The following is a 13,163-nucleotide window of genomic DNA, read 5'->3' as shown; positions in this document are numbered from 1 at the left end:
GCCCCACTCGAATCCAGCTCAGGAGATCTTGCGGCGGTAGGTCAGGTTGGCGAAGAGGTAGGCCACCACGAGGATGCCGACGCACCAGGCGAGGGCGGTCCAGATGCCCGATCCGACCGGCTCCTGCGCGAAGAGGTCTCGGATCGCGTTGACGATGGCGGTCACCGGCTGGTGCTCGGCGAAGGCGCGCACCGGGCCGGGCATCGACGCGGTGGGCACGAAGGCCGAGCTGACGAACGGCAGGAAGACCAGGGGGTACGAGAAGGCGCTCGCGCCGTCCACAGACTGAGCGGTGAGGCCGGGGATGATGGCGATCCAGGTCAGCGCCAGGGTGAACAACACCAGGATGCCAGCGACGGCGAGCCACCCCAGCACGCTCGTGCCGGTGCGGAAGCCCATGAGCAGAGCGACGAGGACGACGACGACCAACGAGACCAGGTTGGCGACCAGCGAGGTCAGCACGTGCGCCCAGAGCACCGAGGATCGCGCGATCGGCATGGACTGGAACCGTTCGAAGATGCCGCCCTGCATGTCCAGGAAGAGCCGGAAGGCGGTGTACGAGATGCCCGAGGCGATCGTGATGAGCAGGATGCCGGGGAGCAGGTAGTTCACATACGAGTCGGAGCCGGTCTCGATCGCGCCGCCGAAGACGTAGACGAACAGCAGCATGAAGGCGATCGGCATGACGGCGGTCGTGATGATGGTGTCCGGGCTGCGGGCGATGTGGCGCAGTGAGCGTCCCAGCAGGACTGTGGTGTCGCCGACAAAGTGCTTGTTCATCGTTGTTCCTTCTCGGTCTTGGCGCCAACGAGGGTGAGGAAGACGTCCTCGAGGGTCGGTTGCTTCTCGACGTACTCGATCTCGGCGGGTGGCAGGAGCTGCTTGAGCTCGTCGAGGGTGCCGTTCACGATGATTCGTCCCTCGTGGAGGATCGCGATCCGGTCGGCGAGTTGTTCGGCCTCGTCGAGGTACTGGGTGGTGAGCAGCACCGTCGTGCCGCCACGGGCGAGTTCCTTGATCGCCTGCCACACCTCGATGCGCGCCTCCGGGTCCAGCCCCGTCGTCGGCTCGTCGAGGAAGATGACCGGCGGGTCCCCGATCAGGCTCATCGCGATGTCGAGACGGCGACGCATGCCGCCGGAGTACGTCCGCACCCTCCGGGCGCCCGCCTCGGTCAGCGAGAAACGCCTCAGCAGGTCGTCCGCGATCGCACCGGGCTCCTTGAGGTGCCGCAGCCGGGCGACCAGGATCAGGTTCTCCCGCCCGGTGAGGATCTCGTCGACCGCCGCGAACTGCCCAGTGAGACTGATCGACTGCCGTACGTCGGCGGCCTGGGTCGCCACGTCGAAGCCGGCGACCCGGGCTGTCCCGCCGTCGGCCCCGAGGAGCGTGGCCAGGATCCTCACCACTGTGGTCTTGCCGGCACCGTTGGAGCCGAGCAGGGCGAAGATGCTGCCCCGCGCGACGGCGATGTCGACGCCGCGCAGCACCTTCAGCTGCTTGAACGACTTCTCCAGGCCGTGCACGTGGATCGCGGGTTGCTCGGCCTGAGCTGTTGTGTGCGAATTGCTCATGGCAGCAGCATGGAGGGTTGACGCAGCGTCAAGGTCAAGCGCCGATGCGGCCGGCCTCAGTCGGGCTTTGGTTGGGACCGCAGGTAACTCTTCACTCCGATGTCACCGCGCGATCCCCCGGGTGACGTGTCGCTGTTCGCCCGAAGGAGTTGGCTGCCAGTCGTCGCACTTGTCTTGACCAGGAGCTGATCCACGTGCCTTCCTCTCGTCGTACCTTCCTCGCCAGTGGCGCCGCCGCCGGCGTCGGCCTTGCCGTCGCGGGTGGCCTGCCGTCCCTGGCCCAGGCCAGCCCGGCCCGGCCGCACCCGCCGGTGAAGCCCGGTAACGTGCCCTTCCCGCCGCTCGTGGACGACCCCGAGGGAATCCTGGCCCTGCCCAAGGGCTTCAGCTACACCGTGATCACCCGGACCGGTGTCACCCGGCTCGACCGCGGTCAGGGCACCACCCCGTCGGACCACGACGGCATGGCCGTCTACGACGCCGGCCACGGCCGGTACACCCTGATCCAGAACCACGAGATCGACCCGGGCGCGGAGTTCGGCGTGCCGCACGTCAAGGGCACTGTCTACGACGCGGGCGCCGTCGACGCCGGCGGTTGCACCGTGATCAAGACCGACCTCGCGGGCCGCAACCTGGGTGAGTTCGTGGCGCTCTCCGGCACCATCTCCAACTGCGCCGGCGGGCCGACCCCCTGGGGCACCTGGCTCACCTGCGAGGAGACCGAGGACCGGGCCGGCGACAAGTGGGAAGAGGGCGGCCGGTCCGGCGTCTACCAGAAGGACCACGGCTACGTCTTCGAGGTGTGGGCCGACGGCAGCGCCGACCCGAAGCCCATCAAGTGCCTGGGCCGCTACTCCCACGAGGCAGTGGCCGTCGACAAGGACCGCACTCGGATCTACCTCTCCGAGGACGCCGACGAGCCCAACGGCCTCTTCTACCGCTGGACGGCGCCACACGGCGTCAAGCTGGGCCCGGGCGTGCTCACCCGCCTCGCACCGAACGCCGGCGTCCTCGCCGCGATGCAGATCATCATGGATGACGGTTCAGTGCTGCCGGACGTCGCCTACCTGACCTCCGCCCAGCTGGGCCGCCCCTTCCCGGTCCGCTGGATCGAGGTGCCGGACCGCGACGCGCGCACCAGGTCGGTGCGCGAGCAGTTCGCCGACGGCCAGGTCACCCGCGGACGCAAGTTCGAGGGCGTGTGGGCCACCGACGAGGGCGTGTACGTGGTCAACTCGTACGCCTGGGACGAGGGTGACCTGCCGGCGGACGCGGCGCCGCACGACGGAATGGTCTGGTTCTACAACTTCAAGGACCAGACCATCCAGCTCGTGACGTACTTCCCGCACCAGACCCAGTCCGAGGAGGGCACGCCGGTCAAGTACACCGACATCACCTTCGACGGCCCGGACAACGTGACGGTCACCCCGTGGGGAAGCCTCGTGCTCGCCGAGGACGGCTCGGGCGCCTCGCACGTGCTCAGCACGATCCCGGGCGGGCCCACCTACGCGATCGCCCGCAACCAGCTCAACGACTCGGAGTTCTGCGGGCCGACCTTCAGCGCGGACGGCAAGGTGCTCTTCGTCAACATGCAGGACCCGGGCCTCACCCTGGCCATCACCGGCCCGTGGGAGAAGTACCTGGGCTGACCGAGCCCGAAGGGGGGCCGGGCGACCTCGCCTGGCCCCCATCAGGCTCGGTCGCACTCAGGGGACGCGCGGCAACGCCAGCCAGTCCTGCCAGGTGATGTCGCGGCCCAGATAGCGGGGCTGGCGGAACGGCCAGTCCGCGGCGATCCACTGCGGCACCAGCGCGTCGACCGCGGCCTCCACCTCGCTGCCCACCAGGTCGTCCACCACCCACCAGGAGACCTCGCCGTCGGAGCCGGTGCGCTCCGGCGGGTCGACGTAGACGCAGCCGAGGATCGCCGTCTCCCCCTCGTCCAGCAACGCGTAGTTGAACGACTGGTGCGCGGCGATCTCCATCTCGTGCCGCAGCAGGTCGACGCGGTCCTCTTCGTATGTCATCGTCTCGCTGGGCCACGCCCAGGCCGGACCGAAGATCTCCCACAGGCGCTCACGGGAGCCCATCACGGCGGGGTAGTCGAGCGGGGTGTCCGCCTCGCGGATCGGCCGAAGATGCAACGCGGTGCCGGGCACCGGCACGTGGACGGGGTGGACGAACTCCTCGGGCAGCCAGGTCATGAGGGCCGAGACTAGCGCCCCTCGGCTGGAGCCAGGCCCTAGTCGAGGCAGAACTCGTTGCCCTCGACGTCCTGCATGTTGAGGCACGACTCGTTCTCGCCGTCGGCAAGCAACAGCTGCCCGCGTACGGCGCCGAGCGGGATCAACCGCGCGCATTCGGCCTCAAGGGCGGCCAGTCGCTCTTCGCCCACGAGCCCGGTGCCGACCCGCACGTCGAGGTGCACCCGGTTCTTGACGATTTTGCCCTCGGGCAACCTAGATTCGGTAAGAACCGATGGGTATGCTGATCCTGTGGCAGCGATCGATCCCCAGGCCCCGATCGGCGTGACGTATCCCCACGTCGCGCTATACACGCGTATCAGTAAGGACAAGTACGGCAACGCCGAGAGTTGCTTCGATCAGGAAGCGATCGGGCGGAGGTATGCCGACAGGATGTGGCCGGGTGTGCCGGTGGTGGTGTACTCCGATCCGGACCTGTCGGCGTTCGACGACGATGTTCATCGGCCGGGTTATGAGGCGTTGAAGGAGGCCATCAAGGCCGGGTTGGTGCGGCACTTGTGGGCGGTGGAGCAGACTCGCATCGAGCGGCGGGAGGTGCCGTGGTTTCAGATGGCGGCGCTGCTGGACTCGGTGGGTATCGAGTTGCTGCACACGCACCGCGACGGCGTTGTGCGGGTTCAGGACGAGGTGGCTGGTATCAAGGCGGTGCTGGCGGCGTCTGAGGTCCGCAAGATGAAGAAGCGCATCGCGGACAAGTTCGATGCCCAGGCGGCTCGTGGCGTTCCGCCCGGCTCGCGGCCCTACGGGTATGTACACGGTCGTTTGGACAACGGCGACCGGACGTACGTGATCGTGGAGGATCAGGCGGCAGTGATTCGCGAGGCGGCCGGGCTGGTTCTGGATGGCTGGTCGTTGGAGAACATCGCGCGACGGCTGCGGAAGCGGGGTGTCTGTGGCGCTCACCGGGTGAAGGTCCGCGATGAGAACGGCGAGGTCGTCACCGACGAGACCGGTCGGCCGGTCACTCGCCCATCGGAGATCACCGGCGCCACGGTGAAGGGCATGCTCACCAACCGGGCGGTCGCCGGAATCAACGTGCGCAGGGACGTCGAGGTCGGCGACGGCAACTGGACGCCCATCCTCGACAGGTCCACGTGGCGTCTGGTGGGCGCGAAGCTGGGCGGCGACCGGCAGGTGACGACGGTCAAGGGGCGCACGTACGTCATCGGTGACAGTCATCGTGGCCGGGCTCCTGGCCGCCGGTACCTGCTCACCGGCGGGAAGGCCCGGTGCGGCGTGTGCAAGGCCGAGCTGGTGGGCTCGGAGAAGCAGCTGCGCAACAAGTCTCGGGGCGTCTACACCGTGCCGTACCTGTTCTGTCATCCGAAGACCGGCGGCAAGTCTTGCGTCGGCATCATGGCGATTCCGACCGAGGAGTTTGTGGTTGCCGAGTTGTTCGATGAGATCAGGCGCCGCAAGGACGATCAGCAGATTGACGATGGGGCCGTCGGTGCTCGGCGCGACGAACTCGACAATGCGTTGAACGACGTGGATGAGCAGCGCAAGGACCTCGCTCGGATGTGGGCGTTGAAGCAGTTGACCGGTGTCGAGTGGGCTGAGGCGCGTTCTGCTCTGGATGCTGAGCAGCATCGGTTGGAGTCCGAACTTCGCAGGCTTCCTACGGCTGGCAAGGGTCGTGATCCGGCGGCGATCCTGGCCGACTGGGCCGTGATGACGCTGGACGAGCGACGTGAGGTGATCGATGACTACATCGAGAAGGTGGTCATCGAGCGCGCCAGGCCGGGGTTGCAGCGGTTCGACTCCGACCGGGTGAAGGTCATCTGGCGGAAGCCGCTGCACGCCCGGCCTGGCGGCTGACGCTACGACGTGACGTCATCCGGGTTCGGGATTCTCGCTGTCTGCTGGCGAGGTGGTGTCGACGGGGCGTAGCTCGGCGGGGACGTCCCAGCCGCGGGCGACGAGTTCGGCGATCAGCCCGCGGCTGAGCCGGGGTCGCTGATCGGCAGGCATCGCCAGCCTGCGGCGGCGTGCGGACCGGAAGACCCGCATTGCTTGCCGGCCGACCAGCGATGGCTCCTGCGGCTCGGGTGTGGTCGCGTGGCTCGCATCGGGCCGAGCGCCGACGGCGACGGTGGGCGCTGCGGCGCTCGGGTGGGATGCGGACTGTGGATCTGGCAGTGCCTGGCGTTGAGGGGTTGGGGTTCCGGCGTCAGTGGCCGGGACGTCTTCGGCCATACGGCTCCATCAATGTGTGTGTCTGGCTGGGGCTCGGTGTTGCGTTCACGGGGTTCTCCTGTTCTGCGCCTCGGGGGCGCTTCGTGGCCGCCGCGACGGTCGCGGCGGAAGGCTCGGACCCTCGGTGTGCAGAAGGTGGGTTGCGGGTTGGAGGAAGGCTTGGCCTGGACTCATCGATGAACTGTTTTGTTTGTCGGGTTCCAGCGGGCGTCGTGGTCGGGGTCGATGTAGGGCAGCTTGATGAGGCGTTGCCGCCCGGTGGTCGTGCTGCCGAAGACGTGCCACACATCCTCGGCGGGAGTCTTGCCGGTGCCGGTGAGGTAGTCGGCGGCTGTGGTGGCGACGATCGCCGGAGGCCGGTCGGCGTAGGCGACGCGGAGCCGGTCATGCCAGTGCTGCTCACGCAGCACGGTCGGCAGCACGAAGAGCACGGGCCAGCCCCACGTTTTGGCGTAGGCGAACAGCAGCCCGTACTTGCTCACCTTCTCGGTGAGCAGGTCGAGGCGCTCGCTCCCGGTGTCGTACTCGGCGAAGAACGGCACCGCCCGCCCGTCCTCGACCCACACGCCCGCTGCGTCCGGGCGCGGTAGGCCAAGGAACTTGGTCATCAGCCTGTGGTCGGAGCCGTCGCGGAACAAGGCCCCCGGCTCGTGGAACGCCGCTGCCGGCCGCCACACTGCGAGCCTCGCGCCGGGGTGGGTGCGCTCATGGAAGGCGAGGTCGATGAACACGCTGTTCCCGCCGAGCAGGTGCGGAAGATCCGGCCGGGAGATCAACGATTGGTAGCGGCGGCGGGCTTGGTCCCGGCGGGGCAAGCCCTCGCCGCGTTGGCCCATGACGTGCTCGTAGCCGAGCTGGGCCAGGACGTAGTGATAGGGGTAGGAACCTCCGTCGAGCTTGTTCGGCCGGAAGCGGGCCACCGCGCCCAGAGTGCTCAGGCGCAGGAGTCGGCGTTGGGCGAAGTCGAGGGAGGGAAACAGGGCTTTGGCGATCTGGTCGGTGGTCAGGACTCCGTGGTCGTAGAGCCAGGCGAGCAGGCGATCGTCTCGGTTCGTGATGGAGGCTTGCAGCCGCAGCAGCGGTGGCACGAGCGTTGCTCGTCTACTGGATGTGTTCACGTACACCCCTGGGGGGAGAGACCCCGTGAAGGGTCTGTCTGGATACTTCGCGGACCGCTGTTGGGCGGCCCGACCTGCACTGTTAGGCGTTTGATGGGGTCGGTTTGGGGGTCGGTGTCAAGACGGACGGCCGGACGGAGCCCAACACCGACCCCGCCACGGACACCGGCACCGCGAGCAGCAAACGCCAAGCGGCACAAGGCATCCGGGTCTGTGGGGAAGAGCTTGTCGGCATGGTGGGTGAGATAGCGAACGATGTTCATCGGGTGAAGCCTTTCGAGAGCCAGACATCTGTCTGATGGGCATGTCCGTGGTGCTTGCGGGGTCCGGCAGAAGCGTGATGCGCCGGTCGAGGTCCTGTCAGCGCTCCGGTCGAGGTGCTGACAGGTCGGGTGCGGACGGTCGTGACGAGTCCTCGGCCGTCTCGTCCGTGTCCGCGCCATACTGGACGCGACCGAGGACCGGACGGACGGGACCGGGACTCATGTCCGCTGACCGACGCTCCCGGCCGCGCCTCGACGGTCCGGGTACGGCGGTGCGGCGGTGCTGGGTGGCACGGGCGAGGGCCGCTGTGTGCAGCGGCCGACAGCCGTGGGTGGGGTTCGGCGTGGTCGTCGCGGCTGTCGGGTCCGTCATCCTCACGGGGACTGGTCTGCGATCGGACGCGGTCGAACGATAGGCTCGGTTGCGGGTTCCTCCTTCGGTATGGCCTCGCCGGGGCGGGGCGCGGCGGATTGGCGCGGGGCGGGTTGTCGAGTAGAGCGTCGCTGCACTCCAGTACCCGGCCTGTCCGGTCTGGCGAACGCCACCCGAACCTGACCCGACCTGACCACGGCCGGATGCGACCTGACAACGCAGCTCAGCGGGGGTGCGGCGTGCGGCCTGACAGGTTCGCCTGGCACCCCTCTTGGGCAACCGAAACCCGCGTCTCTGGACAAGGTGTGATCCAGTTCACGTCTAACGCCCACCTGGCAGCGGCACGGCGGGTGCTCTGTGGCGAGCCTGTCGCCGCGACAATCGAGAGCTGTGGAGCCTGTCGCGGTCGCCCCGGTGTTCGTCGCCGAGCGGCCGATCCTGGGCTGGCTCGACCCGGTCTTCTTCACCCTCGCCCAGCGTGTGCACATCCCGGCCCTGGCGCTGACCGCCGACTTCCCGCCGACCGACTGCACCCCGGAGCTGTTGCGCGCCGAACTCGAACGCCGCACCGACGACAAGGAGCCCACCGACGACCTATGGACCGCCGTCATCGCCCAAGCGCGTCAGCCCGGCGAGGCCGGGCGGGTGTGGCAGCTGCTGGCGTGCGGGCTCGCGCTCAAACGACTGCGGGCCGTGGACCGACGTATGCGCGCCGCGACCGTGGACGAGCGCGGCGACATCCACGCCGACCTGCTCGAAGGGTTCCTCAACCGCCTGGCCACCGTCGACACCAGCAGGCCCAACATCGCGGGCAGGCTTGTGGACGCCGCAAGGTACAACGCGCGCAAGGCCCGCAAGGCCCGCCGCACCCACCTTCCCGTCGAGTACGCCCTCCACGCGCCCGACCCCACCGCCACGCCCGGCACTGGCCCGCACAACTGGACCGAAGCCGTGCAAGGCATGGCCGACGACTTCACCGCCGCCGGCCGCCGTCTCGACCCCCAAGGTCTGGAGCTGATCGCCCGCACCCTGCTCGACCGGCAACAACTCACCGAGGCCGCAGCGGACCTCGGCCTGAGCGTCGATGCCGCCTACAAACGCCGCCGCCGAACCGAGGAGGCCATCGCCGCCTTCTACTGCATCGCCGGGCGCCGCCCGGCCAGTGGGCGCGCCAAGGCCGTCAGACGCGATCCTGCTGCCACGGCAGAGGGGGCATAGCCGGAACCGCGGATTCGTCCACGGCGGGTCGGCCGTGAGCCACCTCCCACAACTCGCGGAAGATCTCCGCCAAGTCCTCGGCCCACATCTGATCAGCCTCGACCCGCCACACCGTCCGACCGAGCGCGTCCGCCACGACGAGCACCGGCCCGCCAGATCGGGCCACCAGCGTCGCCGACTCGGCGTGCCCCACCACGATCGGGGCTTCGTCCCCACGGGCGGCGTACACGCGATCACGACCCGGCGGCGGGTCCTCGCGCGCCAGGTCCCACACCGCGAACACCGCCTCCTCGATCGCCGGGACCGCACTGACCCGCGCCATCAACGCCAAGGTCGCCCCCTTGGACGACTCCCACCGTCGCCCCGGCAGAATCGCCAGCTCCAGCGCGAACTCGGCGCTACGCGCGATACGCCACGCCCGCCGCTCGGCCAGCCGCCGCGCCGCTTCACCCCCCTCGACGGGCACGGCCGCCCCGGCGCGCCGATCAGCGTCATGGTCGCTCACATGCGTCAGCCTGCCACCTCCGCCACGGCCCCCGATACCGTCCCACCCAGCGAACCAGCGGTGCAACAGAGCCCTCCACGATTCCAGAGGATTGACAGGCAGGCCACCAGCCCACGCTTGAGCGCGCCGCGTCCTTGGATGTAGAGCGCCTGTTGGATCGCCTCGTGGCTGATGCACATGTCCTTGTCGTCGGGGAAGTCGACGGCCTGGGCTTCCCTCTGAGATGTGGACACCCTGAGACTGGATGTTGATCCCCAGAGGAAGGGGTGTCCCCGTTGGGGCGTCCATCGAAGTGCACGGAGCCGACAGAGAGGGTCGTTGTCGACGTCGCGGGTGTAGTGGAACCGGGTGGTGGGGCGGCTCTTGGTGGGTTGTCGAGCCAGTGCCGCATCCCACCTGGCTCTACACCGACCACAGGGCGCTCGGCGGAACCGGCCGATGTTGGGCATACGAGATTCGCCCCTCCGGCCGGAGCCCGGCCGGAGGGTCAAGTGTGACTGGTAAGCAGTTCTTCGCTGAGGGTCTGGTTCCGTTCTCTTAACTGCTGCGCGATTCTTGTCCTCTCTGCCAGGTTTTTGATCAGGCACCTCGTGCAGGCCACCGATCCGATGGTGATGGCCCAGTCGGTGAGGTGTTCGTAGCCTGCGATGGCCAGATTGGTTATGCGTTGTGCGGAGTTCAGCGCGAATAGGTCGCGAACCGCGTCGTCGTGAGGTATCCGCAGGAGATTCTGGAAGTCCTCCCGCACTCCGTGGATCGGTCCCGACCGGGTATGCAAGGGAGTCACGCCGAGGTGGCGCAGGCATGTGTCGATTCTGGCGGAGTGTCGATCACTCATGCTGACCATATCGCCGAGGATTTGCTTGAGTGTGTCGTCGCGGACCCGAGATCGGACAAGGAGCCCGAGGATGGATATCGCTTCGCGTTCGAGGTCTTGCATCGCCGCGAGTTCGAAAAAGAATATCTCTTTTGCTGTTTTCATCCCTTGCCTCCTTCGCCCGTGTTCGGGCTTTCCTTCAGTTGGCTGAGGCGATACCGCGTTCGTTGTGGTTGGTGTCTGGCCGGCGACGGCCGAGGGCGTCCACCCTTCCCCACCGGCCTGGGATGTCGAGCAGTTCGATTCGTTCGGTGCCGCTGGGCAGCGCGGGATCAACGACGAGGTGATTTCCGTGGGGTTGCAGCCCGAGGATCACCCGGATGAGGAGAAGAGGGGTTGCGGCGGACCATGCTTGTGGACTGCAGGCTGTCGGGTATTGCACCGGGTACTTCGTTCGTTCACGATCGTATCCGGCGAATGCCTCCGGCAGGCGGCCTTCGAAGTAACGGGCCGCGTCGAACATCGCTTGGCAGATGACGCCGGCCTCCTCCCGGAACCCGTACCGCCACAGGCCCCACGCGATGATTGAGTTATCGAATGGCCACACCGTCCCGACGTGATAGCCCAACCCGTTGTAGCGGCCGTTGCCGGTGGCGAGGGTGCGGATGCCCCAGCCGGAGAACATCCGGGGTCCGAGCAGGTGGGCGGCGACGTCCGATGCCCGCTGTTCATCGACGATGCCGCTCCACAGCAGGTGCCCGATGTTGGACGACAGGGCGTCTACCTGCCGGCCTTCCGCGTCGAGGGCCAGGGCGTAGTATCGTCCGTCATCAACCCAGAAGTCCCGGTTGAACCGGGCTTTGAGGTCGGCTGCCTCTTGCTCAAGTCGCTGCGCGTAGGCAGGGTCGTTCCACACGAGACGGGCGAGCCGAGCGCCGCGCATCTTCGCGTCGTAGGCATAGCCCTGTAACTCGCAGGTAGCCCTCGGGAAGCCGGGTAGCCGGCCGTCGGCGTAGGAAATCGAGTCCCACGAATCCTTCCAGCACTGGTTCTGCAGCCCTGTGTCGGGGTTCCTCGTCTGGTACCACACGTAGCCGGTGCCGAGCAGGTCGCCGTAGGTGTCGATCCAGTCGAGCGCCGCCCTGGCCTCCATCTCGAAGCGTTGCGGGAGCAAATCGTCACCGGTCCACGTGTGGTACTCATCGAGCAGGATCACGAAGAGCATTGTCGAGTCGGCGGAACCGAAATAGGGCGAGTGGGGCTGCTCCCCGAAAGCGGCGGACTCGCCGTACCGCAGTTCGTGGAGGATCTTTCCCGGTTCCTCGTCCCGGAAGTCATCGAAGCGAGAGCCCTGGGTGAGGGCCAGCGTGGTGATGATCGGCGGCGCGAGGTGCGGCAGGAAGGACAGGGACTGCAGGCAGGTGAACAGGCTGTCACGGCCAAACAGGGTCATGAACCACGGAAGGCCCGCGGCGACGAGTTGGGTGCCCGTGCTGACGGAGGTGTAGCGCAACGCCGCCAGGTCGGTGAGGCTGCGACGGTAGGCGGTGGTGATCGACTCGTTGTCGCTGATCAGCCGGGGCGTCTCGCTCAGCCAGGTGCTCAGCGCCTCGCCGATCTGCGTCGCGGACCGGGGGCGATGCAGACGCAGGCTGTCACGGAAGTCGTGTCCCTGCGCGCCTACGATGTTCGTCGCCACATGGAAACGGGTGCGCCACTCGGCGTGCGCTGGGATCCGGATGCGGAACGTCATGCCGTGCTCGTCGACATCGCCGGCAACGCTGCTGGACACCACTGTCTCGCGTTGAAAGCTGCCGCGACGGTAGGCGAAACAGAGAAGACCGTCCTGGACAACAACGCTGATCGGGGCGACCTTGTTTGTCGGGTTCTTGACGTCGAACAGATCCGCGAAGTCCGCACCCATCTCTACTCTGACCACCAAGTCCACCGGTTCGTTACCCTCGTTGAGAACCGCGAGATCCTCAACGAAACTCCCGCCGATGCTGCGATGACGGATCGCGGAGATCTCCGTGTCAACGTAGTGGGTCGGCTCACCAGGGACCAGGAAGAACCGACTCTCGTAGTACTGCAGGTCATCCACCGACAGGGCGGTCAGGCGGTCGCCGTTGATGGTCAGCTGCCACACCGACAAGAACCGGGTGTCGTAGGAGAAGAGCCCCGTGGGAAAGACGGGCGAGGGATCGACATCTCCCTGCCGGTCGCTGACCAGAAACGTGTTGCCGTCAAGGATGTTGACCAAAGGGTTCATAACCCCTCCGCGGGCTTACCGCGGGCGACGGTCTCATTCATCCGCTCCCGCCACCAACTGCTACCTGATCGGCCCCTCGGGTCGCCCGACCCCGGTGCCGAGGGAAAAAACCGCCTGAAGGCCAACAAGAGCCTGACGTCACCGACCAGAGTCGCCTCGTTCCGCAACAGCGCGGCGATCACCTGTTCTCTCCCCGCCATCAGCTGATGAAGAAGAGCGGCGGGCACCGCCAACGTCGCCTCAGCCGGCTCCACGCCGTGGTCCAACGCCACCGCCCGGTCGCGCATGATGAACCGCCACAGCTCCGCGTTGTCAGCGTACTCCACCCTGATCAACAACGTGCCGGCCACCCAACCGGGCAAAACGCGGCCCGCACGCGACGGCAAGGCCCTGAAGAAGACCTCCCGCTCCCGGCTGAGTTCCCTGGTCGAGGGCGACATAACCGTATGGTAGGCGTCGCGCCCACCCTCCGTGTGCGGACTCGGCCAGCCCGAGGAGTACATGCTCACTTTCGAGTAAGAGCGACCGGCAATAGGTCCAAGATCCGGACAGGCGGGTACCCGCAG

The 13,163-nt window shown here is 67.4% G+C and carries 13 protein-coding genes and 1 pseudogene; 3 read left to right on the top strand and 11 right to left on the bottom strand.

The genetic code is table 11. The features are described from left to right. Window positions 1–18: 18 nt before the first annotated feature. On the bottom strand, window positions 19–780 hold the full coding sequence (locus DLJ58_RS27565) for an ABC transporter permease (protein ID WP_124860580.1): 762 nt from the start codon (window positions 778–780) through the stop codon (window positions 19–21). Then, a complete protein-coding gene (locus DLJ58_RS27560; protein ID WP_124860578.1) occupies window positions 777–1,574 on the bottom strand; it encodes an ABC transporter ATP-binding protein in 798 nt (265 codons plus the stop codon). The genes DLJ58_RS27565 and DLJ58_RS27560 overlap by 4 nt, the downstream gene beginning before the upstream one ends. A gap of 194 nt (window positions 1,575–1,768) precedes the next feature. On the opposite strand from DLJ58_RS27560, the gene DLJ58_RS27555 reads away from it, so the two are divergent. Further along, window positions 1,769–3,223, top strand: coding sequence for an alkaline phosphatase PhoX (locus tag DLJ58_RS27555; RefSeq protein WP_124860576.1), 1,455 nt, complete (start codon window positions 1,769–1,771; stop codon window positions 3,221–3,223). A gap of 57 nt (window positions 3,224–3,280) precedes the next feature. Here DLJ58_RS27555 and DLJ58_RS27550 read toward each other — a convergent pair whose 3' ends face one another. Beyond that, window positions 3,281–3,778 (bottom strand): GNAT family N-acetyltransferase, encoded by a 498-nt coding sequence (locus DLJ58_RS27550; RefSeq protein ID WP_124860574.1) that lies wholly within the window; start codon window positions 3,776–3,778, stop codon window positions 3,281–3,283. Window positions 3,779–3,816: 38 nt separating this feature from the next. Beyond that, on the bottom strand, window positions 3,817–4,158 hold the full coding sequence (locus DLJ58_RS35230; RefSeq protein WP_208741356.1) for a VOC family protein: 342 nt from the start codon (window positions 4,156–4,158) through the stop codon (window positions 3,817–3,819). Here DLJ58_RS35230 and DLJ58_RS27540 point away from each other — a divergent pair. Further along, a complete protein-coding gene (locus DLJ58_RS27540; protein ID WP_124775135.1) occupies window positions 4,070–5,656 on the top strand; it encodes a recombinase family protein in 1,587 nt (528 codons plus the stop codon). The two genes, DLJ58_RS35230 and DLJ58_RS27540, sit on opposite strands and share 89 nt — an antisense overlap. A 15-nt stretch (window positions 5,657–5,671) precedes the next feature. Here the strand turns inward: DLJ58_RS27540 and DLJ58_RS34730 are convergent, their stop codons facing one another. Both DLJ58_RS34730 and DLJ58_RS27530 read right to left on the bottom strand, forming a co-directional pair. After that, window positions 5,672–5,809, bottom strand: a complete 138-nt coding sequence (locus DLJ58_RS34730) for a hypothetical protein (RefSeq protein ID WP_244219151.1) — start codon at window positions 5,807–5,809, stop codon at window positions 5,672–5,674. 395 nt (window positions 5,810–6,204) lie between these two features. Further along, window positions 6,205–7,122 carry a replication-relaxation family protein gene (locus DLJ58_RS27530; protein WP_124775137.1) on the bottom strand — a complete coding sequence of 306 codons (918 nt, stop codon included), beginning with the start codon at window positions 7,120–7,122 and terminating at the stop codon, window positions 6,205–6,207. A 1,056-nt stretch (window positions 7,123–8,178) separates the two neighbouring features. Between DLJ58_RS27530 and DLJ58_RS34725 the strand changes: the two genes are divergently transcribed. Further along, window positions 8,179–9,006 (top strand): hypothetical protein, encoded by an 828-nt coding sequence (locus DLJ58_RS34725; protein ID WP_244219150.1) that lies wholly within the window; start codon window positions 8,179–8,181, stop codon window positions 9,004–9,006. Here DLJ58_RS34725 and DLJ58_RS27520 read toward each other — a convergent pair. From DLJ58_RS27520 to DLJ58_RS27500, 5 genes and pseudogenes are all read right to left on the bottom strand, one after another. After that, window positions 8,969–9,511, bottom strand: coding sequence for a hypothetical protein (locus tag DLJ58_RS27520; protein ID WP_244219149.1), 543 nt, complete (start codon window positions 9,509–9,511; stop codon window positions 8,969–8,971). The two genes, DLJ58_RS34725 and DLJ58_RS27520, sit on opposite strands and share 38 nt — an antisense overlap. Before the next feature lie 95 nt (window positions 9,512–9,606). Beyond that, a pseudogene (locus DLJ58_RS27515) lies at window positions 9,607–9,714 on the bottom strand (IS30 family transposase); the annotation flags it as partial. A 284-nt stretch (window positions 9,715–9,998) separates the two neighbouring features. Further along, entirely contained in the window at window positions 9,999–10,493 is a 495-nt protein-coding gene (locus tag DLJ58_RS27510) for a YciE/YciF ferroxidase family protein (RefSeq protein ID WP_124775081.1), read from the bottom strand. A gap of 34 nt (window positions 10,494–10,527) precedes the next feature. Beyond that, complete coding sequence (locus tag DLJ58_RS27505) at window positions 10,528–12,597, bottom strand: amylo-alpha-1,6-glucosidase (protein ID WP_124775083.1); 2,070 nt, start codon at window positions 12,595–12,597, stop codon at window positions 10,528–10,530. Beyond that, window positions 12,594–13,037, bottom strand: coding sequence for a hypothetical protein (locus tag DLJ58_RS27500; RefSeq protein WP_124775085.1), 444 nt, complete (start codon window positions 13,035–13,037; stop codon window positions 12,594–12,596). Before DLJ58_RS27500 ends, DLJ58_RS27505 begins: the two co-directional genes overlap by 4 nt. Window positions 13,038–13,163: the final 126 nt, after the last annotated feature.

Origin of the sequence: Micromonospora arida (assembly GCF_003857035.1) — a bacterium.
GTDB lineage: Bacteria > Actinomycetota > Actinomycetes > Mycobacteriales > Micromonosporaceae > Micromonospora > Micromonospora arida.
This window is presented reverse-complemented; position numbering and strand designations above follow the sequence as displayed.

Coding starts and splice junctions, on each gene's coding strand:
- DLJ58_RS27565 (WP_124860580.1), bottom strand. CDS start 780: ATGAACAAGCACTTTGTCGGCGACACCACAGTCCTGCTGGGACGCTCA.
- DLJ58_RS27560 (WP_124860578.1), bottom strand. CDS start 1,574: ATGAGCAATTCGCACACAACAGCTCAGGCCGAGCAACCCGCGATCCAC.
- DLJ58_RS27550 (WP_124860574.1), bottom strand. CDS start 3,778: ATGACCTGGCTGCCCGAGGAGTTCGTCCACCCCGTCCACGTGCCGGTG.
- DLJ58_RS34730 (WP_244219151.1), bottom strand. CDS start 5,809: ATGCCTGCCGATCAGCGACCCCGGCTCAGCCGCGGGCTGATCGCCGAA.
- DLJ58_RS27510 (WP_124775081.1), bottom strand. CDS start 10,493: ATGAAAACAGCAAAAGAGATATTCTTTTTCGAACTCGCGGCGATGCAA.
- DLJ58_RS27505 (WP_124775083.1), bottom strand. CDS start 12,597: ATGAACCCTTTGGTCAACATCCTTGACGGCAACACGTTTCTGGTCAGC.
- DLJ58_RS27500 (WP_124775085.1), bottom strand. CDS start 13,037: ATGTCGCCCTCGACCAGGGAACTCAGCCGGGAGCGGGAGGTCTTCTTC.